Origin of the sequence: Rhizobium viscosum (assembly GCF_014873945.1) — a bacterium.
Taxonomy (GTDB): domain Bacteria; phylum Pseudomonadota; class Alphaproteobacteria; order Rhizobiales; family Rhizobiaceae; genus Rhizobium; species Rhizobium viscosum.
Genome location: NZ_JADBEC010000001.1, coordinates 1191123 through 1214480, shown reverse-complemented (window position 1 = coordinate 1214480; position 23358 = coordinate 1191123). Strand labels below are relative to the sequence as shown.

Below are 23358 nucleotides of genomic sequence, written 5' to 3'. Positions count from 1 at the left end.
GTGTGCATAACGTGATCGACCTACTATATGTAGATCAAATCGGTACCCAATTCTTAATCAATTATTAATTTCCGCCATTAACTTTCACGAGTAGCCGCTGATTCGCGCGATTCGTATCCATAGATCATCGATGTGCCACACTGATTCGGAGGCGGACGAATGATCGTAGTGGTTGATGAGCGTGAGCTCGTGAAGGATGGTTACACTTCTCTCTTTGGCCGTGAGGGCATTCCCTCAACCGGCTTTGATCCCAATGAATTCGGCGAATGGGTGCAGACAGCGGCTGATTCAGATATCGCTGCGGTCGAGGCATTCCTGATCGGCCAGGGACAGCGCGCCATGGAACTGCCGCGTGCGATCAGGGATCGCTCGATGGCGCCCGTGATCGCGGTCAGCGACCAGCCGTCGCTCGAAAACACGCTTGCCCTTTTCGACTGCGGCGTGGACGACGTTGTACGCAAGCCGGTGCATCCGCGTGAGATTCTCGCGCGCGCCGCTGCAATCCGTCGTCGCCTGAAGGCGATCGCAAACTATACCGACATCGGCGCCATCCGCGTCTTCTCCGACGGGCGCGATCCGGAAATCAACGGCGAAACTTTCGCCTTGCCGCGCCGCGAGCGCCGCATCCTCGAATACTTGATTGCCAATCGCGGCCGTCGCGTCACCAAGACCCAGATCTTCAATGCGATCTACGGCATTTTCGACGAGGAAGTCGAAGAAAACGTCGTTGAAAGCCACATCTCTAAGCTGCGCAAGAAGCTGCGCAAGAAGCTCGGTGTCGATCCGGTCGATTCCAAGCGTTTCCTTGGCTATTGCATTGATTGGAATTGATTTTTCGGCGCGGGTCGTGCCGCGCGGGAAAGCCGGAATATTTCGATCGGCGACCCGGCACAACAGACAGCTTCACGCAAGGCCCGCCAAATACTGTTGCACTTAACAGGTAAAACGAGGTTTTCAGATGAGCATTTTCGGCAGCATGAAGACGGCAGTATCGGGGATGAACGCGCAGGCGAACCGCCTCAGCACCGTCTCCGATAATATCGCGAATGTGAACACCAGCGGCTACAAGGCAGTTTCGACCGCGTTCTCGTCGCTGGTCCTGCCATCGGGCTCCGGTAACTACAACTCGGGCGGCGTGACGACGACGGTTCGCCAGGCTGTTTCCGACCAGGGCGACATTTCCTACACGACCTCCGGTTATGACCTCGCAATTTCCGGCGACGGCTTCTTCATCGTCCAGGGCGGCGATGGCGTTCCCGTCCTGACGCGCGCCGGCGACTTTACGAAGGACGACAGCGGCAACCTCGTCAACTCGGCCGGCTTCACGCTCATGGGCTATCCGTGGGGTTCCTCGGCTCCGGCAGTCGTCGTCAACGGATTTGATGGTCTCGTTCCGATCAACGTCCTCGGTGACCAGAAGCTGGAAGCCGTTCCGACCGCAAACGGTACCTGGACCGGCAACCTGAAGCCCGGCGCAAAGATTGTGACGGCTCCGGCCAACCTGCCGAGCGCAAACTCCGCTACGGTGAGTTCCGACACACAGAAATACTCGATGGTCACCTACGACAAGCTCGGTAGTAAGGTGATGTACGACATCTACTACACGAGGGTTCCCGATCCTGCAGCGGGCACGACCCGGTGGGAAATGGCAGTCTACCGCAATGCCGACAAGGCGACGACGGGCACGAGCTCGTTCCCCTATACGTCTCCGGCGGTCAATGTCACCACTATCGAGTTCAATGACAAAGGCCAGATGACGGTCCCGGCGGCTCCGTCGACGACAAACATCGTCGATCCGAAGACGGGCCTCACCATTAAGATGAAGCTCGATCTTTCCCAGGTTGGCGACAATTTTTCTGGTACAGGTAACGTCGACGGCCAGGGCGCGAATTCGCCGGTCGATATCACCATCGATGCTGATGGTATCGTGTATTCCAAGTATGATGACGGCAGCACCAAGCCGGTCTTCCAGATCCCGCTTGCTAACGTTCCGAGCCCGGACCTGCTGACGCTGATGTCCGGCAATGTTTACTCGGCCAACGGCAGATCGGGCGTGACCGTCACCGGTTTCCCGCAGACCAGCGGCTTCGGCAAGATCCAGTCGGGCGCTCTCGAAGGCTCGAACGTCGACCTTGCCGGCGAACTGACCGAAATGATCGAATCCCAGCGCAGCTACACCGCCAACTCCAAGGTGTTCCAGACGGGTTCCGATCTCATGGACGTCCTCGTCAACCTCAAGCGTTAATAAGGGTAACGGGTAAGCCATGTCGCTCACTTCAGCACTTAACACCGCGCAGAGCATATTCAACAATACGGGCGCGCAGAGCAGCATCGTATCGAACAATATCTCGAATGCCGGCAACAAGGACTATGTGCGCCGGCAGGCGATGCTCACCACCTCGCTGAACGGCGCCCAGGTGGTCAAGATCAGCCGCGCACAGGAAGATGCGCTGCTGAAACAGTATCTCAAGGCGTCCTCACAGGACAGCGCTCAGCAGACCCTGTTGAGCGGCCTTGAAGATCTGAAGTCGATCATGGGTGGCAACGATAACGAAACTTCGCCTGAAACTGCCCTCCGCACCTTTCGCGACAAGCTCGGCACTTTCCGCGCCACCCCGGGCGATCTTATTGCTGCCCAGGGTGCGATTACGGCAGCACAGGACGTCGTGACCTCGCTGAACAATGCCTCCAAGGCGGTGCAGCAGCAGCGTGCAGATGCCGACAAGCAGATCAAGAACCAGGTCGACTCGCTGAACAGTCTCTTGAAGCAATTCGAGACGGCCAACAACGCGGTCAAGAAGGCAACGGCAGGCGATGAGGATCCTTCGAGCGCTCTCGATGAGCGTGAAAAGGTCCTCAAGCAGATTAACCAGATCGTTGGCGTGTCTACAGCGACACGCGCTAACAACGATATGGTGCTCTACACAGGTGACGGCACGACGCTGTTCGAGACGATCCCGCGCACGGTCAGCTTCGAGCCGACGCAGTCCTATGCGGCTGACACAGTCGGCAAAAAGGTCTTTGTCGATGGTGTGGCCGTCAATATGGGCTCGGGCTCGACGACCAATGCGAAGGGTAGCCTGGCTTCGCTTCTGCAGATCCGCGACGATATCGCACCGACTTTCCAGAGCCAGCTTGATGAAGTCGCTCGCGGCCTTGTGAACCTTTACCAGGAGGATGGCAATCCTGGCCTCTTCGTCTGGACAAACCCGACGACCGGCACTGCAGGCGGGGTTCCGCCGGCTGGTACTGTCATCAAAGGCATCGCCGGAACGATTGCGATCAACGACCGTGTCGTCACCTCCAAGGGCGGCGATCCGATGCGGTTGCGTGACGGAAACATCAATGCGAGCAGCACGGCCGCGAACCCGACGGGTTCGAGCGGTTATACCGCGGAACTCGACCGTCTTTATACGTCGATGGATTCGGGGATTCCATTCGATCCGAATACCGGTCTGGACACCAATGTCAGCATCCTGACCTTTGCCACCAATTCTATCGGCTGGCTCGAACAGAACCGCAGCAACGCGACGACCGCGGCGGAAAATACCCAGGCTGCCGCAGCACGAACCGATGAAGCTTATTCCAACGAAACCGGCGTCAACCTCGATGAGGAACTGACGCTCCTTCTCGACATAGAGCAGTCCTACAAGGCGGCGACCAAGATTTTGAACGCCGTTGATGAAATGTTGAAAGCATTGCTGGATATTGCGAGTTAAGCCATGAAGAGCTCATTTATTTCAAGTTCGGCCATCCAGAACGCCATGCGGTTGACGATCCGCCAGGCGCAGAACCAGATGACGAAGGCGACGATGGAAGCGACCACCGGCACCTACGCTGATATTGGTGTGTCGCTTGGGGGTTATGCAGCCAAGAGCATCGACTTCACGCGCGAAGTCGACCGTATCAAATCGATCAAGCTGAGCAATGCTCTCGTCGACGCCCGCATGGAATCGGCTCAAACCGGGCTCGATAAAATGAAGAAGGCGGGCGATAGCTTCCTCTCCAAGCTGACCGCCCTACAGAGCAGCCACGATCCGGGCAGCATCACCGTCGCAATCCAGTCGGCCACGAGCGCGCTCTCCACGATGATGGACACGTCGAACTCGATGGTGAATGGCGAATACCTCTTCGCCGGCATCAACACTGACATCCAGCCGCTGACGGATAAGACGGCCGCGACTTCGGCAGCGATCGTGACAGCTCTGACTAACTATGCGGCAACCCTGCCGACGCCGAAGCCGGTCAACCAGCTCACCGGCGCTGAGATGAAGGCCTTTATCGAGACTACGGTCGAGCCGATGTTCAGCGAAGCTGCCTGGACGGATCCGACCACCGGCTGGTCCAAGGCGTCCAGTCAGAACATGACGAGCCGTATCAGCAATTCGGAAGTCGTTGAATCCTCGACCAATGCCAATTCCGAGGGCATGCGTTACTTCGCTCTGGCGACAGTAGTGACCTCTGCGCTGATGGGCCAGAACCTCAGCACGGACGCGATGAGCGCGGTTTCTTCAAAGGCGATCACCTATACGACTAGAGCCACCTCGGGTATCGTCACTCAGGGCAGTCAGCTTGGTCTGTCACAGGAACGTGTCGAGAAGGCGAATGACGCCCTCGATGCCCAGGCAAATATCATGCAGACCAAGCTCGTCGATATCCAGGGCGTCGATCCCTATGAGGCCTCGACCCTTGTCAAGACTTTGGAAACACAGCTCGAAACCGCTTACACGATCGTATCGAAGATCCAGCAGTTGAGCCTCGTGAACTACCTTTGATGATCAAAGGCGCGCAATATAAAGAAGGATGCATGAATGTATCAGTTCTCTTATGCCGAGGTCATGCAAGACTCGGTTGCCGACGCGAAAGAGCGGGAATGGCAGGTTCTCGAACGTTCGATCGAACTGCTTTCGGTGGCGCGCGACAAAGAGAAGTACAGCCGGGAGTCTATTGAAGCTCTCTTTTATACAAGAAGAGTGTGGATCAGCTTCATCGAGGATTTGAAACATCCCGACAACCAGCTGGAAGTCGAGCTCAGGGCCAACCTCATCTCGATTGCAATCTGGATATTGAAAGAATGCGACCGAATTAGAAAACGTCAGTCGAATAACTACCAGGGCATCATCGACGTTACCACCATCATCAGGGATGGACTTAAATGAAAAGTACACTTCGCATTTCTCTGAAAGCCGGAGAAAGAATCTTCATCAACGGCGCTGTCCTGCGTGTCGACCGTAAGGTCGCACTGGAATTCCTGAATGATGTGACGTTTCTTCTCGAAAATCACGTGCTTCAGCCGGAAGGCGCGACCACGCCGCTTCGCCAGCTCTACTTCATTGCCCAGATGATCCTCATCAATCCCGAGGGCAAGGAACATTCGACGGCGATGTTCCGCAAGTCGATCACGATGCTGCTCACCTGCTTCAAGAACGAGGAAATCCTCGCCGAGCTGAAGCGTATCGACGCACTCGTTTCGACCGGCCGCGCCTTCGACGCGCTGAAGGCGATCCGCGGTCTCTACGCGATCGAAGACGGCATTCTCAACAATCACGAGTTGCCCCCGACAATGGTCGAGCAGATTCGCAGGGAGATCGCACCATGGCGGTAGATGGAACTCAGAGCGTAGGTGGAGGCAGCAGCACGTATGGCTCGTCCAATACCGCGCAGCAGAAGGCCACGCTGAACTACGACAACTTCCTTCAGTTGCTCGTCGCGCAGATGAAAAACCAGGATCCGACCGATCCGATGGATGCCAGCGAGCAGATGTCGCAGCTCGCAAGCTTCTCACAGGTCGAGCAGACGATCCAGACGAACTCGAAGCTTGACACGCTGCTGACGAGCTCCAGCCTGACCCAGGCAAGCGCCTATGTCGGCAAGTACATGGAAAGCGCCGACGGCAAGACCAAGGGCATGGTCGAATCCGTCAAGGTTTATTCCGACGGCCTCATTGCAACGCTCGACAATGGCGGTAAGATTCTCATTCAGGCAGGTATCTCGCTTTCCGATTCGGCGCCGACCAAAACCGCGGATAACGACAGCGATTCGGATGGATCCGGAGATGACTCCGGCACCGATGAAACGGATGGCGTCTAACGCCCAATTTGTTTGGATGAGGCCACAAAATACCAGTCCGGCTAAGCCGGGCTGACCGCTTTCAAGGCGATATGAGGTTGCCTGACGATGAATGAAGCTGATGCACTCGACCTGTTCCAGGCTGCGATCTGGACCGTTCTCGTTGCCGCGGGGCCTGCGGTCATTGCGGCGATGGTCGTCGGTCTCGTGATCGCGCTGATCCAGGCGCTCACACAAGTGCAGGAAGCGACACTCACCTTCGTCCCGAAGATCGTCGCCGTTCTGGTGACGGTCGGTATTTCTGCCCCTTTCGTGGGCTCCCAGATTTCCATTTTTACCAATCTGGTCTTCTCGCGAATCCAGTCCGGCTTCTGAGCCAACTTCGCGCAAGCTTCGCCATTTAACTGTCGATCCGAACTGGGCGGACTCCGATGTTCGCCTCCTCTCATGAAGAGACGGAATCGTTATGGCGCAACCACCTGCACTACCCCTTCCGAAAGTCGCTCCGAGCATGCGTGACATCGGCTTTGCCATGGGCATCGTCGGTATCATCTGCATCCTCTTCCTGCCGATCCCACCGTTTCTGATCGACATGGGTCTGGCATTCTCGATCGCCTTCTCGGTGCTGATCCTCATGGTCGCATTGTGGATACAGAAGCCGCTCGATTTCTCGTCCTTCCCGACCATTCTTCTGATAGCGACGATGACGCGACTGGCGCTGAACATTGCGACGACGCGCGTCATCCTTTCACATGGCAACGAGGGGCACGATGCGGCCGGCGGCGTCATCGCCGGCTTCGCAAGCCTCGTCATGTCCGGCGACTTCGTCATCGGTCTGATCGTCTTCCTGATCCTCATCACGATCAACTTCATCGTCATCACCAAGGGCGCGACGCGTATCGCGGAAGTCGGCGCGCGTTTCACCCTGGACGCCATCCCCGGCAAGCAGATGTCGATCGATGCGGATCTTTCGGCCGGTATCATCGACGAGAAGGAAGCGCAGCGCCGCCGCAAGGAACTGGAAGAGGAAAGCTCCTTCTTCGGTGCCATGGACGGTGCGTCGAAATTCGTTCGCGGTGACGCGGTCGCAGGCCTTCTCATTACCGCTATCAACGTCTTCGGCGGCATCATCATCGGTTACTTCCGCCACGGCATGCCGATCGGCGAAGCGGCCGACGTCTTCGTCAAGCTGTCGGTCGGTGATGGCCTCGTCTCGCAGATGCCGGCTCTCATCGTCTCGCTCGCCGCCGGCCTTCTCGTTTCGCGCGGCGGCACCACCGGCTCCACCGACCAGGCGGTCGTCAATCAGCTGAGCGGCTATCCCCGCGCGCTCTCCGTCTCGGCCGTGCTGATGTTCGTCCTGGCCCTGATGCCGGGCCTGCCGTTTGTCCCCTTCGTGATCCTCGGCAGTCTTCTCGCCTTCGGCGCCTGGTTCATTCCGCGTCAGATCGAAGCCGAGAACAAGATCCGTCGTGATGCCGAGGAAAAGAAGGTTGTCCAGAACAAGGAGCTCGAAAAGGACTCGGTCAAGTCGGTTCTCCGCACCTCCGAAATCGAGCTTGCTCTCGGCAAGATGGTTTCGACCCGCCTTCTGGGCGCCCATCAGGAGCTCGCCTTCCGCGTCGGCAAGATGCGCAAGAAGTTTGCGACGCAGTACGGTTTCGTCGTGCCGGAAATCAAGGTCACTGATGATATCGGCATCCCCGAAAAGTCGTACCAGATCCGCATCCACGGCACGACGGTCGCCTCCAACCTGCTGCGTGTCGGCGAAGTTCTCGTCGTCACTGGCGCCGGCCGCAAGCCGAGCATTCCGGGCGACGAAATCCGCGAACCCGCATTCGGCATGCCGGCTGTTTCGATCCTCGAAAACTTCGCCGAAGATTTGAAACGCGAAGGCTTCCAGCCGATCGACAACGTCTCGGTCGTACTGACGCATATGAGCGAGGTTATCAGAAACAATCTGCCGCAGCTTCTCTCCTACAAGGACGTGAAGATCCTGATCGATCGTCTCGACCCTGAGTATAAGAAGCTCGCAGACGAGATTTGCTCGTCGCACATGTCCTATTCAGGCCTGCAAGCGGTGCTGAAACTGCTTCTTGCCGAGCGTGTCTCGATCCGCAATCTTCACCTCATTCTGGAAGCGGTTGCCGAACTTGCCCCGCATGTCAGAAAGACGGAGCAGATCGTCGAGCACGTCCGTATCCGCATGGCCCAGCAGCTCTGCGGCGACCTTGCCGACAACGGCGTGCTGCGCGTCCTGCGGCTCGGAAGCAAATGGGACCTTGCCTTCCACCAGGCGCTCAAGCGCGATGCCAAGGGCGAAGTCGTCGAATTCGACATCGACCCGCGCACTCTGGAAGAGTTCAGCGAGCAGGCCACGAAGGTTATCCGTGAATTCATGGACAGAGGCCTGCCATTCGCCCTTGTCACGTCGCCGGAAACACGCTCCTATGTCCGCATGATCATCGAGCGACTCTTCGCAACGCTTCCCGTCCTCTCGCATGTGGAACTCGCCAAGGGCATCGAAATCAAGATTCTGGGCTCGATTTCATGATTTCAGACCCGCAAGGGACAGTTCTGGCGCTGTTTCTGGTTTTTTGCCGGATCGGTGGTTGCGTGCTGACCCTTCCGGGTTTTTCTTCCGCCCGTGTTCCGGAGCAATTGCGCGTCTTCATTGCCGCCGGACTTTCGCTCGCGGTGCTGCCTGTGCTCTGGGACACGGTCTATCCGTCCGTTCACACGAGTTCCGGCACCTATATCGGCCTCATTTTCAGCGAATCGCTGATCGGTGTGATGTACGGCATGCTTGCCCGGCTCTATACGCTCGGCCTGCAGTTCGCCGCCTCGATCGTCTCGATGATGGTTGGCTACACGCAGCCGAGCACGTCCGATGTCGTCGAAGACTCTGCCGAAATCAGCCTGACGGCCTTCATCACGATGACTGGCCTGATGGTTCTCTTCATCATGGACTTCCATCACATCGTCTTCCGAGCACTGATCGATTCCTACACGACCATGCCCTTCGGCGGGTTGATGCAGATGCGCTCCACGCTCATTACCTTCACCGATACGCTGGAGCAGACCACCTACATCATGCTGCGGCTTTCGAGTCCCTATCTGATTTACGGGTTGATCTTCAACATCTCGATCGGCTTCATCAACAAGCTCGCGCCGCAGATCCCGGTCTACTTTATCTCCACGCCTTATCTGCTGATGGGCGGCCTCTTCCTGCTCTATTTCTCGATTGCTGCATTGATCAGCCAGTTCGGCCAGTCCTTCGCCGCAATATACGTGGGAAGGTGAGGGGCAATGATTGAGAAGAAGCGTTCCGACAAGCTCAAGCGTCTGGTCGCAGTGCAGCGGCATCTTGAAAAGATGGCGGAGTACGATCTCGCAGAAACCAGCCGCCAGCGCGCCGAAGTCAATGCAGCTATGGATGTCGCCATTCTTGCGCTCGGTTCGCTGGACCCTATCCATCGTGCTTTTTCGCAGAGCTACGCCGATCGATTCGGCAGGCTGAGCATCAAGGACCAGCAGTTGACCGGCATGCAGCAGGTGCACGAAATGCGCCTGACGCGCGAGCGTGCCAAAGGTGACCGGCTTGAAGAAAACATGCTCGATGCCCTCCAGGCAGAGCGTCGCGAGGCGGATGACAATGCTGTCTACGACGTAATCGATCAGCAGTTCGCAACGCCAGCCTCCAGCAAGCTTCAAAAATAATAATCGCCACGATCTTACATTAGAGGATTGTAACGTGGCTATTTCACCCCCCAGCGATCTGGTGATGGACGTCGTCAAGGCGGCCGACCCCATGGAGGTACAGGCTGCCCAGGAAAAGCTGAAGGCCAACCGCGCGGCCTTTGCTGCGACAAGCCTGGCCGACAGCGGTAACGGCTTTTCTTCCGCAGTCGACATTCTCGACCACGTCAAGCAGAAGAGCGGCCTGAACAATATTCAGAACCGTACCAAGACCGAGGAAGTGCCGGAAACCTACCGGAAGTTCGAGGCGATGGTTCTGCAGAACTTCGTGAAGTCCATGCTGCCGAGCGATGCCGAGAATGTCTTCGGCAAGGGCGCAACGGGCGACATCTGGAAGGGCATGATGGCCGAGCAGCTCGGCAACGTCATGGCCAAGGGCGACGGCATCGGCATCGCCAAGCAGATGTATGCCGAGCAGCTCCATCGCCAGGAAGGCAAGATCGTCAATGCCTCCACGGATGAAGATGATCGCAAGACCGCTATGAGCATGATCGACGAATTTCAGCGCAAGACCTTCGGCACTCCGACTGCCGACAATAAGTCCGCAACAAGCGACGCATAATCGAGGATAAAATGGAAATAGTTTCGAACGAATACAGGATCAAATCCGTTCTCGGACGCCTCGAAATGATAATCGACAATGAGAACACCCGGATCGGCAATGATCCGCAGTTCGATCTCAAGGTCTCCAACGCGCATAAGAGCCGGTGCCTGTACGAGCTCTCGATGCTTTTCCGTGACACCGATCCGGCCGAACTTGCCGCTTCGCATCTGGACCAGCTTCATGGTCTGAAAAAGAAGCTGGTGCTGAACGCCCGTCGTGTCGAAGCGCATCTGGAGGCCGTTCGCGCCGTTGCCGATCTTCTGAAGAATGCCGTACAGGATGCGGATGCTGACGGCACCTATTCCCAGGAACAGTTTGTCGCGCGGGATGCCTGATGATCAAGCTCGTCCTCACAGGTGTCTGGGTTTGCGCCGTCACGTTGGCATCGGTCTATTTCTCGGTGAACATGGCGACTGCGCCAGCGCCGGCTGTTGCGGATACCAAGCAAAGCGCGCTCGAGCTGGTGAAGGGCGAGACGATCACAGTGCCTGTCATCGGTAACGGTGCTGTCAACGGTTATTTCCTCGGTCGCATCTCCTTCATGATGCATAAGGATATGATCGCGGGCCTCAACCTGCCGATCACGGAGATGACGACCGACGAGCTCTTTAGCCTGCTCGTCGGCAACAAGATGATCGACGTCTCCAACATCAAGGCTTTCGATCCCGGCGCTTTCCGCGAAGAGATCAAGAAGGGCATGAACGAGCGTCTTGGCGGCGAATATGTGGCCGAAGTCATGCTGGAACAGCTTGACTACCTTTCGAAGGAAGACGTGAAGGAAAATTCCGGTGGCAAGCCGCAGAAAGTTGGCGCGCCGGTCAAGATCATCGACACCGCGCCTGCATCCGAAACGCCGGCTCCATCCGCCGGTCACTGATCACCATCGACCGATCAGTTGAAAACGGCGCCGAAAGGCGCCGTTTCTGCGTTCTCGCCTTGGTTAATGAACCACTTATGCGCGCAGGAAAATCCAAGGCTTTTTCCTAAGGGTTGTTTGAAACCGAGTTGATATAAACGCGGCACAAGCTTGGGAGGATGCCACCACGGGGTTGGGGGAGGTCGCTTCAGGCAGGACGCTGCTGGTCCCTACAAGACCTCCGCTGCGGAAACGTGGGCTTATTTTCCGGGATGTCGGGCGCATGACGCACCCTCGGCAGGAGGTTGGAATGAATCTGATTGCAAACTTCGCGGTGCTTGCATCGCGGCGGACGATTTTCGATCTGCCGGTCTGCGATCTCGGCTGGGACGACGCGCTGGTTTTCATCAACGAACTGGCTTCCATTCCCGTCGGGCAGACCGTGGTTTGCTTCGTCAACGCCCACAACATGCTGACGGCCCTGCGCGACGACGAGTACTATCAGATCATGTCGCACAACCTCGTTCTGCCTGACGGTATCGGCCTCAATATCGCATCCCAGGTCACGCATGGTTCGCCGTTTCCCGCCAATCTGAACGGCACCGATTTCGTGCCGGCCTTCCTGACTTTCATGGAAACACCGCGCCGTATCGGTCTGATCGGCGGCGCGCGCGCGGTCGTTGAGAAGGCGGCCGAGAACTTTTCCAGGCACGCGCCCTGGCACGAGTTCTTCGTGATCTCCGACGGCTTTTTCGACAAGGCCAATCCCGAACCCGTTATCGCCGAGGTGGAGCGCCAGAAACTCGATATTCTGATCGTCGGCATGGGCACGCCGCTGCAGGAAAAATGGGTCTACCAGAATATCCGCGCCGATCACGCACGTCTCGTTCTGACGGTCGGTGCACTTTTCGATTTCGTTTCGGGCACTGTGCCACGCGCGCCGAAGACCGTGCGCATGATGCGTCTGGAATGGGCCTACCGCCTGGTGCAGGAGCCGGCGCGCCTATGGCGCCGCTATATTCTCGGTATTCCGGTCTTCCTCTTTCGGGTCTTCCAGTATCGCTTCAGCCGGCGCGCACGCATTCTCAGTCAGCCGGTTGAACGGGCGCACGCCGCGGACGAACAGAAGAGAATCGAGCAGATGAAAAAAGCCGGCTGATTGCAGATTTCTGCAGGTTCCGGTTAACCATTTCTTTGCCATGTATATTTAGAGTAGCTTAATCCTCCGCGTCAGCGCGGTTGAGCGAACTCGGCCATCATGCGCATGAGATGTGACGCAAATGCACGATTCCAGGGCGAAAAACAGTTTCCATGATCGCGCAACCACCTCTTTGCGCGGCCAGCGGCAAAGTCATGCCGAAAAGAACACCCATCCGCCGGAGATCCGTCCGTCCGAAGCTGAGCTGCTGCGCGCCATAGGTCGGTTGCTCGACGAACAGCGTGCGAAAGCGCGGCAGACTAAACCGCTGGTGGACCGGATCGAAACGATCCTGGGCTCACGTCTTCAGGCTGCAAACGATATCGCTTCCGTTTCCGCACCTGAACCCTCTCGTCCTGCACCAGAGCCAACGACGCAATTCGTCCAAGTTCACCACGTCGTTCCCGTTGAAAAAACACCCATTTTGCCGGTTTCACGCGAAATACGGCGCTCGAACTGGGGCAGAAGCGCTCTCATCGTTGCCGCCCTCTCGTTCGGCGGCGCCGCCACCCCTATCCTGATGCCATCCTCACCTGCGCTTTACACCGCAGAAACGACGCTCGCCGTGGATGCGGGCGCAAGTAACCGGGCTGCGCTTGTTGGGGAAACCGTCAAAAGACTGTCTTCGGTACCTGTCATCACCTCTGCCGTTGCTGCACTGAAACTGGACCGCGATCCGGAATTTGCCGGCAACAACGCCAATGCACTTGGTGTCGCCTTCGATCTTCTCTCCGGCAGTGGTGTGGCCGCCGATCCGGCATCGCGCGCAGAGGCCGCGCTGAAATCTGCCGTGACGATCATTCCCGACGACCGCACTGGCGTGATCCGTCTGATGGTAACGACAGGCGATAGCGACAAATCGACGCGTATCGCCATGCGGCTGTCCGATGCGGTGACCGGCGGCAGTGCCACAGGCAAAGCGGCCGAGACGGCCACTGCCCTGAAGAAGGAAAATGATCAGGCTCAGGCAGAGCTCATAGCTTTCGGCCAGAAGAATGGCGAGGGCAATGTCAAGGTCGCGATGCAGCTGCAGCGCCAGATCGCCGGGCTCGATAGCGATCTGAAGAATGCCGACGACAATATCCTGAGCGCCAAGGAACAGGCCGACAAGCTGAAGGCCGCCAAGCTCGCGGACGTGCTGGAAGGCTCGCTCGCCCCGGATATGATCTCGCCCGCCCTGCAGGATCTGCGCGACAGATACGCGATTGCCAAGACTGCACTCGCGCAGCTTTCGGCAGACCTCGGACCGCGCCATCCGCGCCTGCTCCAGCAGCAGTCCGAGGTCGACGGTCTGAAGGACAGCATCGGCAAGGAGCTTGTGCGCCTCGCCCAGAACGCAAATGGGACAGCCAAGGCTGCCGTCGATGCGCGCAGGCAACTTAGCGACCGCCGCAATGCGCTGATTGCCCAGAGCCGTGACACTGGCGTCGATCTCGCCAAGCTGACCGAATTGCGGGAAAAGGCATCTGCCGCCCGCTCGCGCCTGGAAGAGGAGGTTTCCACGACAGGTGCCATCGGTGATGGCCGGGTTGCGGTTCGCAAGCCCGCTCTGGTGCTGCCGGTCTCCCGCGGCAGTAATTTCGATTTCAACGCCCTGGTCGGCGGCCTTGCCGGTTTGGCGGCAGGCCTCGGCCTCGCCTTCGTGCCGCGTTTCTTCCGGCGGCAGCCCGAACGGACGCCGATCACAGTTCCCGTTCAGGCTCCAATTCTCGCCCCTGCGCCCGAACTTGCTCAGGCCCCGGCGTTGACGCAGGTATCAGAGCCGGCACCCCTCCCGCAGGCGGCAGACGAGGTCGATGCGCTGCGCTCGCAGATCGCCAGCCTGCGCGATCGCCTCCACGCCCACCAGGTGTCACGGTAGGCGACTGCCTGACCACAGATTGCTCTTGCATTTGCCGTTTTTAAACGGGATAGGGCGTTATCGGGAAATCATTCCCGCCGCGGGCGAATAGACTGGCGCGAAACTGGGCGGAGAAGACGCGTGACAACAGTAATCGACGGCAAGCAGGTTGCCGCATCCGTAATCGAAACCGTGAAATCGGCAAATGCTGCGCTTGAAGCCGCCAAAGGCGTGCGGACGGGTCTCGCCGTCATCATCGTCGGTGACGATCCTGCCAGCCACACCTATGTCAGCTCCAAGAGCCGCATGGCCAAGGAATGCGGCTTCAAATCCATCCAGCACACGCTGCCTGTCGAGACCAGCCAGGAAGAGCTTGCAGCCCTCGTCGCCGCGCTCAATGCCGATCCCTCGATCCACGGCATTCTCGTGCAGCTGCCGCTGCCGAAACATCTCGACAGCGAGCCGATCATCCAGTCGATCCTGCCGCAAAAGGATGTCGATGGCCTGAGCGTCGTCAATGCCGGCAAGCTTGCGACCGGCGACCTGAAGACCGGTCTCGTCTCCTGCACGCCGGCCGGTGCCATGGTCTTCGTCCGCCGCACCCATGGTGAGGACCTGTCCGGCCTCAATGCCGTCGTCATCGGCCGCTCCAACCTGTTCGGCAAGCCGATGGCGCAGCTTCTGCTGAATGCCAATGCAACGGTCACCATCGCCCATTCGCGCACCAAGAACCTCGCCGGCATCTGCCGCAACGCCGATATTCTGGTGGCGGCCGTCGGCCGTCCGGAGATGGTTAGGGCCGGCTGGGTCAAGCCCGGCGCCACCGTCATCGACGTCGGTATCAACCGCATCGCAGCCCCCGAGCGTGGCGAGGGCAAGACTCGCCTCGTCGGCGATGTCGCCTTTGCCGAGGTTTCTCCGGTTGCTGCCGTCATCACCCCGGTTCCGGGCGGCGTCGGTCCGATGACAATCGCCATGCTGATGGCCAATACGGTGATTGCCGCCCATCGTTCGGCAGGGCTGACGCCGCCGATATTCTGATAAGAGCAATTCAAGCAAAAATGTGCAGCGGTTTTGCGTCCGGAATTCCGCTAAGTAACTGATCAGATTTGCGGGACGGGCCCTGTCGAGGCCCTGACGATCAGTTCGGTCTTCCAGAGTTCCTGCTCGGGGAAGGGGCCTGCCTGTTTGACCGTGCCGATGAGCCGCTGCGCGATACGCACGCCGGCGGCCCGCAGTGACGAGCGTGTCGTCGTCAGCGGCACGGAGAAATTCTCCGGCTTCAGGAGCGGCAGCACGTCGTCATGGGCGATCAGCGAAATATCCTCGCCAAGTTTCAGCCCGGCCTGATTGACGGCACGGATTGCGCCGAGAGCCAGAACCGTACTGGAGCATAGGATTGCAGTCGGCCGATCTGGTAGCTGCAGGAAACGCTCCATGGCGATCAGCCCTTCCTCGTCCGTCATGACCGTATGGCTCGTGCAGTCGTCCGCCAGCTCCAGCCCGCGTTCGCCGAGCGCCGCAATGAGGCCGTTCCTGCGGCGAATGGCGAAGTCGAGATGCGCCGGCCCGTTCATCAGCGCAAAGCGCGTATGGCCAAGCTGCAGGAGAAGCCTCGCCGCCTCGTAGAAAGCCGCCTCGTTGTCGATGTCGAGATAGGGATAGTCCGGCTCTGAACCGAAGGAGCGCCCATGCACCACGAAGGGCATGGAAAGCGATTTCAGCATGGCGAGCCGCGGGTCGTGCCCGCGCATATAGGCCACGAAGAGCGCATCCACATTGCCGCTGATTGCCAGGCGCCGCAGCGCTGCGACCTCATCATCCGGATCCGCCGGCATGATGACGAAGTGAAAGTCATGGCGCACCGCTTCCTCGCCGAGACCAGTCAGGAACTCGCCGAAATGCACATCCGACTGATGGCCAGGTGCTGTCGGCATGACAAGGCCGATCGAACCGGCCTTGCCGGTCGCGAGCCGCTGGGCGGCCTTATTCGGCCGGTATCCGGTTTCCTTGACTGCCCGGAGCACGCGTTCCCGGGTCGCCTCGTTGACCTCGGGATAGCCGTTGAGCGCGCGGCTCACAGTTGTCTGCGAAAGCCCCAGCAATTCCGATAGCTGTTTGAGATTCACCTGCTATGCTTCCTCCCGGCCTGCCCTGTGGCCGTCAAATAGTGGCCGCCGCCTCCCAATGGCTTCCAAAGCGCTTTCAAATATGTAGCATCTGTTGCGCTTGACTCAAGAAAAATCGCTCCATATTCCCCAATAAGCCTTGCCGCAACGCGAGATAGTAGCGGTATTCCCGCTGTTTTCGCAAAATGGCTTGACTTCATTCTGCTGAAAGTGAATGAGTTGCGTTGTCAAAGCGCTTTGAGATTTCCTTTGAATGAAATTCTGCGCTATCGGATTGTGATGGGAGGTTGATCACATGAAAAAGTCATTCTTGATGGGCGTTGCACTTGCGGCGCTTTTTGCGGGCGCTGCATCGGCAGCGGATCTGAAATTCGCGCCAGGTCAGGACTCCAAGTTCAACTGGAAGAGCTATGACGACTTCAAAGCTGCTCATGCCGACCTGAAGGGTCAGCAACTGACAATCTTCGGCCCCTGGCGCGGCGAAGACGAAGCCTTCTTCCAGAGCATCCTCGCCTATTTCGTCGAAGCGACCGGCATCGACGCCAAGTATTCCTCCTCTGAAAACTACGAGCAGCAGATCGTCATCGATACACAGGCTGGCTCCCCGCCGAATATCGCCATCCTGCCGCAGCCCGGTCTGCTGGCCGATCTCGCCAGCAAAGGTTATCTGACACCGCTCGGCGACGATACCTCCAAGTGGGTCAAGGACAACTACGGCGCCGGCGACAGCTGGGTTGGTTACGGCACCTACAAGGGCAAGGACGGCAAGGACGCCTTCTTCGCTTTCCCTTACAAGGCCGACGTGAAGTCTCTTGTCTGGTATGTTCCTGAAAACTTCGAGGAGGCAGGCTACAAGGTCCCGACGACCATGGAAGAGCTGCACGCCCTGACCGACCAGATCGTCAAGGATGGCGGCGTTCCCTGGTGCATCGGCCTCGGTTCTGGCGGCGCGACCGGCTGGCCGGCAACCGACTGGGTCGAAGACATCATGCTGCGCATGCAGAAGCCTGATGTCTACGACAAGTGGACCACCAACGAAGTGAAGTTCACCGATCCGGCCGTCGTTGCTGCCATCGATGAATTCGGCAAGTTCGCCAAGAACGAAAAATATGTCGACGGCGGTGTTGCAGCTGTTGCTTCGACCGACTTCCGCGACAGCCCGAAGGGCCTCTTCGCCGTTCCGCCGAAGTGCTACCTGCACCACCAGGCTTCGTTCATCCCGTCCTTCTTCCCTGAAGGAACGAAGCTCGGCACCGATGCAGACTTCTTCTACATGCCGACCTATGCTGCACATGCCGATCTCGGCAAGCCGGTTCTGGGTGCAGGCACGCTCGTCACCATCGCCAAGGATTCTCCGACGGCTCGCGCCTTCGTCGACTTCCTGAAGACGCCGGTCGCTCATGAGCTCTGGATGGCGCAGTCGAGCTTCCTGACCCCGTACAAGGGCGTCAACGTCGATGCATACGCTAACGAACAGATGAAGAAGGAAGGCGAGATCCTGACCTCGGCTACGACCTTCCGCTTCGACGGTTCTGACCTGATGCCCGGCAAGATTGGCGCCGGGGCCTTCTGGACCGGCATGGTGGATTTCGTCGGCGGCAAGTCCGCTCAGGACGCCGCAGCCGAAATCCAGAGCGCATGGGACGGCATCAAGTAATTTCCTGCCATTTCGTGCCGCCGGGCGACCGGCGGCATCACCGGAATGAACGGCCAGGCTCCAGAGGGGGAGCCCGGTTGTGCCGGATCCTGTGGTCAAACGCACAAGCAAGATTGACGGTGTCCGGCATTAGCCCTTCAAAATAAGACAGGGAAGCAGGGGAGGGACGAAATGCTGTCGCAGATAGTGTCCGCTTTGGGCGTCGTGGTTGTCGCCGTTTTTGCATGCTCGGCCTATTTCTTTTTCTCGAACAAGATCCTCGATCTCGCTTTGCCGGTGAAGGACGGTGATATCCGTCAGGCCTCGCGCAATCTGAACCGGCGCGCGATGATCCGCCCCTGGCTGTTTCTCTTCCCGGCGCTCTTTCTGCTGATCGTCTACCTTGTCTATCCTGTTGTCGCGACTTTCATTCTGTCCTTCTACGACCGGTCGGGCAATGAGTTCGTCGGCGCGACCAATTACTTGTGGGCCTTGAACGACCGCGAATTCCGCCAATCGATTTTCAACAACATCCTCTGGCTTGCCGTCGTGCCTGCCGCTTGCACCTTCTTTGGTCTCGTCATCGCCGTCATGACCGACCGCATCTGGTGGGGCAATATCGCCAAGAGCATCGTCTTCATGCCGATGGCGATCTCCTTCGTCGGCGCTTCCGTCATCTGGAAGTTCATCTATGAATACCGCGGCGGCAACGATGTGCAGATCGGCCTCCTGAATGCCATCGTCCAGACATTCGGCGGCACGCCGGAGGTCTGGATCTCCGTTCCCTTCTGGAACAATTTCTTCCTGATGGTGATCCTGGTCTGGATCCAGACCGGCTTTGCCATGGTCATCCTTTCGGCCGCATTGCGCGGCATCCCGGAAGAGACGATCGAGGCGGCTGTCATCGATGGCGCCAATGGCTGGCAGATCTTCTGGCGAATCATGGTGCCGCAGATCTGGGGTACGATCGCCGTCGTCTGGACGACGATCACCATCCTCGTCCTCAAGGTCTTCGACATCGTGCTCACCATGACCAACGGCCAGTGGCAGACCATGGTGCTGGCGAACCTGATGTTCAACTGGCTGTTCCGCGGCGGCGGCGATTCCGGCCGAAGTGCCGTCATCGCCATCATCATCATGCTCGCCGTCACGCCGATCATGGTTTGGAACGTGCGCCGCGCCAATGCCGAACTGAAGGGACGCTGAGATGACGAGAGCTGCAAGCTACTTCAAGATCGGCCCCGCCCGTCTCTTCGTCCACTTCTGCGTTCTCGTCATCGTCATCATCTGGCTGGTGCCGACGCTTGGCATCTTTGTCAGCGCGCTGCGCGACAGGGACCAGATCACCGTCTCCGGCTGGTGGACCGCCTTTGCCGGCTCCACGCAGACTGTGGCCGCACGCCTCGGCACGCCCGACCAGCAGAAGCAGGAAGGCGATATCTTCGTCATCACGGGCAATGTGCTGGCAGACCAGCCGGGCCGCTCGGTCAAGGCCTTCGGCGTACGCGTGCAGCAGCCTTCCGCCTTCGAAGCCGGTCAGACCGCCGATCTTGGCGACGGCGCAAGTTTGCTCATCAACAGCGACGGCAGCTACCGTTACATGAAGAATGTCGCCTTCGCGCCCGACGAACGCCCACGCCGCATCTATGTCGCGGCATCGGCTCCGCCGGAATTCACGTTGGCGAACTATAAGACTGTTCTGACAAGTGAGGGCATCGGCCAGTCCTTCATCAACTCTCTGACGGTGACCATTCCGGCGACCATCATCCCGATCCTGATCGCCGCCTTCGCCGCCTACGCTCTGAGCTGGATGGAATTCCCCGGCCGCGCATTGCTGATTGCACTCGTCGTCGGCCTCATCGTCGTGCCGCTGCAGATGTCGCTTATCCCGCTGCTCCGTCTTTATAACGAGATCGGCACCGCGATCGGCCAGCCCTCGAAGACCTATCCTGGCATCTGGCTGGCGCACACGGCCTTCGGCATGCCGCTCGCCATCTACCTCCTGCGGGCCTATATTGCCGGCCTGCCCAAGGAGATCATCGAATCCGCCCGCGTCGACGGCGCCAGCGACTTCGAGATCTTCACCCGCATCGTTTTGCCTCTGTCCTTCCCCGCGCTCGCATCCTTCGCGATCTTCCAATTCCTGTGGGTGTGGAACGACCTGCTCGTCGCCATGGTCTTCCTCGGCACCGACAAGGACCACCTCGTGCTGACGGGAGCGCTGAACGCGCTGCTCGGCTCGCGCGGCGGCAACTGGGAAATCCTGACGGCGTCGGCCTTCGTCACCATCATCATCCCGCTGCTCGTCTTCTTTTCGCTGCAGCGTTATCTGGTGCGCGGCCTGCTGGCTGGGTCGGTCAAGGGAGGCTGATCCATCCCAAGACGCAATTTCAAACAGGATATTCCATGAGTCTGGCTTCCCAATCCAATCTGATCGCCGACAAGGACTGGTGGCGCGGCGCAGTGATCTATCAGATCTATCCGCGCTCCTACCAGGATTCCAACGGCGACGGCATCGGCGACCTGAAGGGCATCACCGCCCGCCTGCCGCATGTGGCAAGCCTCGGGGCCGACGCGATCTGGATTTCGCCCTTCTTCACATCGCCGATGCGGGACTTCGGTTACGACGTCTCGGACTACGAAAACGTCGACGCCATCTTCGGTACGCTGATCGATTTCGACACGCTGATAGCGGAAGCCCATCGCCTCGGCATCAAGGTGATGATCGATCTCGTCATCTCGCACTCCTCCGACCAGCACCCCTGGTTCGTCGAAAGCCGCACGAGCAAGACCAACGCCAAGGCCGACTGGTATGTCTGGGCCGATGCCAAGCCGGACGGCACGCCGCCGAACAACTGGCTGTCGATCTTCGGCGGCTCTGCATGGGCGTGGGATCCGACGCGCATGCAATACTACATGCACAACTTCCTGACCTCGCAGCCGGATATGAACCTGCACAATCCGGAAGTTCAGGACCGCCTGCTCGATGTCGTCCGTTTCTGGCTGAAGCGCGGTGTCGACGGTTTCCGCCTCGACACGATCAACTTCTATTTCCACGACAGGCTTCTGCGCGACAATCCGGCGCTCGCTCCCGAACGTCGCAATGCGTCGACCGCTCCTGCCGTGAACCCCTATAATTTCCAGGAGCACCTCTACGACAAGAACCGCCCGGAAAACCTCGAATTCCTGAAGCGCTTCCGTGCGGTGCTGGAAGAGTTCCCGGCCATCGCCGCCGTCGGAGAGGTGGGCGACAGTCAGCGTGGCCTCGAAATCGTCGGCGAATATACGTCCGGCAATGACAAGATGCACATGTGTTACGCCTTCGAATTCCTGGCGCCCGATCCGCTCACGCCTGAGCGCGTCGAGGAAGTCATGAAGGATTTCGGTGCGGCCGCTCCCGATGGCTGGGCCTGCTGGGCCTTCTCGAACCATGACGTGATGCGCCATGTCAGCCGCTGGGGTTCGCTGGTCGCCGATCACGATGCCTTTGCCAAGCTCTATGCCTCGTTGCTGATGACGCTGCGTGGTTCTGTCTGCCTCTATCAGGGCGAGGAGCTTGCGCTGACCGAAGCCGATCTCGCCTATCAGGACCTGCAGGATCCCTACGGCATCCAGTTCTGGCCCGAATTCAAGGGCCGTGATGGTTGCCGCACGCCGATGGTCTGGGACAGCCAGGTCGCCCAGGGCGGCTTCTCGACGGTCAAGCCCTGGCTGCCGGTGCCGGTCGAGCACATCCTGCGCGCCGTCAGCGTGCAGCAGGGCGACGAGAATTCCGTGCTGGAGCACTACCGCCGCTTCATCGCCTTCCGCAAGCAGTACCCGGCTTTCGCCAAGGGCGAGATCGAGTTCGAGGATCCGCAGGATGACGCACTGATCTTCACGCGCGAATTCGGCAATGAGACGCTGCTCTGCATCTTCAATATGGGACCGGCGGAAACCAATGTCACCCTGCCGGCAGGCGAGTGGCAGGCTTTGACGGGGCACGGCTTTACCAGCAACAATTACGGCGACAGGATCGATATTCCGGCCTGGGGGGCGTATTTCGCCCGCCTCGCTTAAGGATCAGGAGGGGAGAGGGAAATGACTGGACTGACGCTTAAGGATATCCGCAAATCCTATGGCTCCGTGGACGTGCTCCACGGCATCGACCTGGAGATCAACCAGGGCGAATTCATCGTTTTCGTCGGCCCCTCCGGCTGCGGCAAATCCACGCTTCTGCGCATGATCGCCGGCCTGGAAAACATCACCGGCGGCGAGATGTATATCGACGGCATGCTGGTCAACGATGTGCCGCCCTCCAAGCGCGGCATCGCCATGGTGTTCCAGTCCTATGCGCTCTATCCGCATATGACTGTTTTCGACAACATGGCCTTCGGCATGAAGATCGCCGGCGAAAGCAAGCAGGAGATCGACCGTCGCGTGCGGGCAGCGGCAGACAGCCTGCAGCTCACAAAATATCTCGACCGCCTGCCCAAGGCGCTCTCGGGCGGTCAGCGCCAGCGCGTGGCGATCGGCCGAGCCATCTGCCGCAACCCGAAAGTCTTTCTCTTCGACGAGCCGCTGTCCAACCTCGATGCAGCGCTGCGCGTCGCAACCCGCATCGAGATCGCTCGCCTGAACGAACAGATGGCCGATACGACGATGATCTACGTCACGCATGACCAGGTCGAGGCGATGACGCTGGCGGATCGCATCGTCGTTCTATCGGCCGGCAATATCGAACAGGTCGGAGCACCACTGGAACTTTACGAGCGCCCCGCAAACCTTTTCGTCGCCAAGTTCATCGGTTCTCCGGCCATGAACGTCATCCCGGCAACGATCACGAACGCCGGTGAGAACACGACGGTAACACTGACCGGCGGCAAGTCGGTGACGGTCGATATTGCCACTGCGGCTTCGGAGAAGGGCAAGCAGGCAAGCTTTGGCGTTCGTCCGGAGGATCTGCGTATCGCAAGCCCCAACGAGGATTACCTGTTCGAAGGCGAAGTCTCGATCGTCGAGGCGCTCGGCGAAGTCACGCTTCTCTATATCGAAGGCCTGGTTCAGGGCGAGCCGATCATCGTCAAGCTGCCTGGCATCTATGATGTGAAGAGGGGCCAGAAAATGCATTTCGTCGCTGACAGGCAGAAACTGCATCTCTTCGATGCCGCGGGTCATACCTATAGGAAATGACCATCCATTTTTGGTGGAATCCTTCTTCTTGAGGCTGTGGAGGGGAAGGATTCTCACTTTCTGTTAAACATGCGGTGCTAGCCTTTTTCTCATCA

23 protein-coding genes are annotated in these 23358 nt (G+C 58.8%); 22 read left to right on the top strand and 1 reads right to left on the bottom strand.

All coding sequences use genetic code 11. From position 1 onward, the window contains the following. Positions 1-159: 159 nt before the first annotated feature. The 17 genes from rem to folD all read left to right on the top strand — a co-directional run bounded on the left by rem (position 160) and on the right by folD (position 15367). On the top strand, positions 160-831 hold the full coding sequence (gene rem, locus H4W29_RS06100; protein WP_113432395.1) for a transcriptional activator Rem: 672 nt from the start codon (positions 160-162) through the stop codon (positions 829-831). A gap of 127 nt (positions 832-958) precedes the next feature. After that, positions 959-2245: a flagellar hook protein FlgE gene (locus tag H4W29_RS06095; protein ID WP_192728131.1), complete on the top strand. Its 1287-nt coding sequence runs from the start codon at positions 959-961 to the stop codon at positions 2243-2245. 19 nt (positions 2246-2264) lie between these two features. Continuing rightward, on the top strand, positions 2265-3719 hold the full coding sequence (gene flgK, locus H4W29_RS06090) for a flagellar hook-associated protein FlgK (RefSeq protein WP_192728130.1): 1455 nt from the start codon (positions 2265-2267) through the stop codon (positions 3717-3719). 3 nt (positions 3720-3722) lie between these two features. Beyond that, complete coding sequence (locus H4W29_RS06085; protein ID WP_192728129.1) at positions 3723-4775, top strand: flagellar hook-associated family protein; 1053 nt, start codon at positions 3723-3725, stop codon at positions 4773-4775. Positions 4776-4811: 36 nt separating this feature from the next. Further along, positions 4812-5159 carry a flagellar biosynthesis regulator FlaF gene (flaF, locus tag H4W29_RS06080; protein ID WP_029868528.1) on the top strand — a complete coding sequence of 116 codons (348 nt, stop codon included), beginning with the start codon at positions 4812-4814 and terminating at the stop codon, positions 5157-5159. Continuing rightward, positions 5156-5605, top strand: a complete 450-nt coding sequence (gene flbT, locus H4W29_RS06075) for a flagellar biosynthesis repressor FlbT (protein WP_112541506.1) — start codon at positions 5156-5158, stop codon at positions 5603-5605. The genes flaF and flbT overlap by 4 nt, the downstream gene beginning before the upstream one ends. Continuing rightward, positions 5596-6090 (top strand): flagellar hook assembly protein FlgD, encoded by a 495-nt coding sequence (flgD, locus tag H4W29_RS06070; protein ID WP_192728128.1) that lies wholly within the window; start codon positions 5596-5598, stop codon positions 6088-6090. The genes flbT and flgD overlap by 10 nt, the downstream gene beginning before the upstream one ends. Positions 6091-6177: 87 nt before the next feature. Then, positions 6178-6444 (top strand): flagellar biosynthesis protein FliQ, encoded by a 267-nt coding sequence (fliQ, locus tag H4W29_RS06065; RefSeq protein WP_007825014.1) that lies wholly within the window; start codon positions 6178-6180, stop codon positions 6442-6444. A 91-nt stretch (positions 6445-6535) separates the two neighbouring features. Continuing rightward, entirely contained in the window at positions 6536-8623 is a 2088-nt protein-coding gene (flhA, locus tag H4W29_RS06060) for a flagellar biosynthesis protein FlhA (RefSeq protein ID WP_192728127.1), read from the top strand. Further along, positions 8620-9372 carry a flagellar biosynthetic protein FliR gene (locus H4W29_RS06055; RefSeq protein WP_192728126.1) on the top strand — a complete coding sequence of 251 codons (753 nt, stop codon included), beginning with the start codon at positions 8620-8622 and terminating at the stop codon, positions 9370-9372. Before flhA ends, H4W29_RS06055 begins: the two co-directional genes overlap by 4 nt. Before the next feature lie 6 nt (positions 9373-9378). Beyond that, positions 9379-9789 carry a hypothetical protein gene (locus H4W29_RS06050; RefSeq protein WP_183728627.1) on the top strand — a complete coding sequence of 137 codons (411 nt, stop codon included), beginning with the start codon at positions 9379-9381 and terminating at the stop codon, positions 9787-9789. Between the two features lie 34 nt (positions 9790-9823). Continuing rightward, positions 9824-10390 carry a rod-binding protein gene (locus H4W29_RS06045; protein WP_007825009.1) on the top strand — a complete coding sequence of 189 codons (567 nt, stop codon included), beginning with the start codon at positions 9824-9826 and terminating at the stop codon, positions 10388-10390. 11 nt (positions 10391-10401) lie between these two features. Next, positions 10402-10767 (top strand): hypothetical protein, encoded by a 366-nt coding sequence (locus H4W29_RS06040; protein WP_192728125.1) that lies wholly within the window; start codon positions 10402-10404, stop codon positions 10765-10767. Further along, positions 10767-11309, top strand: a complete 543-nt coding sequence (locus tag H4W29_RS06035) for a hypothetical protein (RefSeq protein WP_192728124.1) — start codon at positions 10767-10769, stop codon at positions 11307-11309. The genes H4W29_RS06040 and H4W29_RS06035 overlap by 1 nt, the downstream gene beginning before the upstream one ends. Before the next feature lie 289 nt (positions 11310-11598). Then, positions 11599-12447 carry a WecB/TagA/CpsF family glycosyltransferase gene (locus H4W29_RS06030; RefSeq protein ID WP_192728123.1) on the top strand — a complete coding sequence of 283 codons (849 nt, stop codon included), beginning with the start codon at positions 11599-11601 and terminating at the stop codon, positions 12445-12447. 121 nt (positions 12448-12568) lie between these two features. Next, positions 12569-14347: a succinoglycan biosynthesis protein exop gene (locus H4W29_RS06025; RefSeq protein WP_192728122.1), complete on the top strand. Its 1779-nt coding sequence runs from the start codon at positions 12569-12571 to the stop codon at positions 14345-14347. A gap of 120 nt (positions 14348-14467) precedes the next feature. Then, on the top strand, positions 14468-15367 hold the full coding sequence (folD, locus tag H4W29_RS06020) for a bifunctional methylenetetrahydrofolate dehydrogenase/methenyltetrahydrofolate cyclohydrolase FolD (protein WP_192728121.1): 900 nt from the start codon (positions 14468-14470) through the stop codon (positions 15365-15367). A 62-nt stretch (positions 15368-15429) separates the two neighbouring features. On the opposite strand, the gene H4W29_RS06015 is transcribed toward folD, so the two are convergent. Further along, a complete protein-coding gene (locus tag H4W29_RS06015; RefSeq protein ID WP_192728120.1) occupies positions 15430-16455 on the bottom strand; it encodes a LacI family DNA-binding transcriptional regulator in 1026 nt (341 codons plus the stop codon). Positions 16456-16750: 295 nt separating this feature from the next. Between H4W29_RS06015 and H4W29_RS06010 the strand changes: the two genes are divergently transcribed. From H4W29_RS06010 to H4W29_RS05990, 5 genes are all read left to right on the top strand, one after another. Then, the gene (locus tag H4W29_RS06010) at positions 16751-18112 is read left to right on the top strand and encodes an ABC transporter substrate-binding protein (protein ID WP_192728119.1); all 1362 of its coding nucleotides are present in this window, start codon (positions 16751-16753) and stop codon (positions 18110-18112) included. A 171-nt stretch (positions 18113-18283) separates the two neighbouring features. After that, positions 18284-19297 (top strand): carbohydrate ABC transporter permease, encoded by a 1014-nt coding sequence (locus H4W29_RS06005; protein ID WP_192728118.1) that lies wholly within the window; start codon positions 18284-18286, stop codon positions 19295-19297. Position 19298: 1 nt separating this feature from the next. Beyond that, positions 19299-20462, top strand: coding sequence for a carbohydrate ABC transporter permease (locus H4W29_RS06000; RefSeq protein WP_192728117.1), 1164 nt, complete (start codon positions 19299-19301; stop codon positions 20460-20462). A 35-nt stretch (positions 20463-20497) separates the two neighbouring features. Then, positions 20498-22150: a beta-galactosidase BglA gene (bglA, locus tag H4W29_RS05995; RefSeq protein ID WP_192728116.1), complete on the top strand. Its 1653-nt coding sequence runs from the start codon at positions 20498-20500 to the stop codon at positions 22148-22150. Positions 22151-22171: 21 nt separating this feature from the next. Continuing rightward, positions 22172-23263, top strand: a complete 1092-nt coding sequence (locus tag H4W29_RS05990) for an ABC transporter ATP-binding protein (protein WP_192728115.1) — start codon at positions 22172-22174, stop codon at positions 23261-23263. Positions 23264-23358 lie beyond the last annotated feature (95 nt).

Bases quoted from the DNA above. Each gene is read 5' to 3' on its own strand.
- rem (WP_113432395.1), top strand. From the start codon at position 160: ATGATCGTAGTGGTTGATGAGCGTGAGCTCGTGAAGGATGGTTACACT.
- H4W29_RS06095 (WP_192728131.1), top strand. From the start codon at position 959: ATGAGCATTTTCGGCAGCATGAAGACGGCAGTATCGGGGATGAACGCG.
- flgK (WP_192728130.1), top strand. From the start codon at position 2,265: ATGTCGCTCACTTCAGCACTTAACACCGCGCAGAGCATATTCAACAAT.
- H4W29_RS06085 (WP_192728129.1), top strand. From the start codon at position 3,723: ATGAAGAGCTCATTTATTTCAAGTTCGGCCATCCAGAACGCCATGCGG.
- flaF (WP_029868528.1), top strand. From the start codon at position 4,812: ATGTATCAGTTCTCTTATGCCGAGGTCATGCAAGACTCGGTTGCCGAC.
- flbT (WP_112541506.1), top strand. From the start codon at position 5,156: ATGAAAAGTACACTTCGCATTTCTCTGAAAGCCGGAGAAAGAATCTTC.
- flgD (WP_192728128.1), top strand. From the start codon at position 5,596: ATGGCGGTAGATGGAACTCAGAGCGTAGGTGGAGGCAGCAGCACGTAT.
- fliQ (WP_007825014.1), top strand. From the start codon at position 6,178: ATGAATGAAGCTGATGCACTCGACCTGTTCCAGGCTGCGATCTGGACC.
- flhA (WP_192728127.1), top strand. From the start codon at position 6,536: ATGGCGCAACCACCTGCACTACCCCTTCCGAAAGTCGCTCCGAGCATG.
- H4W29_RS06055 (WP_192728126.1), top strand. From the start codon at position 8,620: ATGATTTCAGACCCGCAAGGGACAGTTCTGGCGCTGTTTCTGGTTTTT.
- H4W29_RS06050 (WP_183728627.1), top strand. From the start codon at position 9,379: ATGATTGAGAAGAAGCGTTCCGACAAGCTCAAGCGTCTGGTCGCAGTG.
- H4W29_RS06040 (WP_192728125.1), top strand. From the start codon at position 10,402: ATGGAAATAGTTTCGAACGAATACAGGATCAAATCCGTTCTCGGACGC.
- H4W29_RS06035 (WP_192728124.1), top strand. From the start codon at position 10,767: ATGATCAAGCTCGTCCTCACAGGTGTCTGGGTTTGCGCCGTCACGTTG.
- H4W29_RS06030 (WP_192728123.1), top strand. From the start codon at position 11,599: ATGAATCTGATTGCAAACTTCGCGGTGCTTGCATCGCGGCGGACGATT.
- H4W29_RS06025 (WP_192728122.1), top strand. From the start codon at position 12,569: ATGCACGATTCCAGGGCGAAAAACAGTTTCCATGATCGCGCAACCACC.
- H4W29_RS06010 (WP_192728119.1), top strand. From the start codon at position 16,751: ATGAAAAAGTCATTCTTGATGGGCGTTGCACTTGCGGCGCTTTTTGCG.
- H4W29_RS06005 (WP_192728118.1), top strand. From the start codon at position 18,284: ATGCTGTCGCAGATAGTGTCCGCTTTGGGCGTCGTGGTTGTCGCCGTT.
- H4W29_RS06000 (WP_192728117.1), top strand. From the start codon at position 19,299: ATGACGAGAGCTGCAAGCTACTTCAAGATCGGCCCCGCCCGTCTCTTC.
- bglA (WP_192728116.1), top strand. From the start codon at position 20,498: ATGAGTCTGGCTTCCCAATCCAATCTGATCGCCGACAAGGACTGGTGG.
- H4W29_RS05990 (WP_192728115.1), top strand. From the start codon at position 22,172: ATGACTGGACTGACGCTTAAGGATATCCGCAAATCCTATGGCTCCGTG.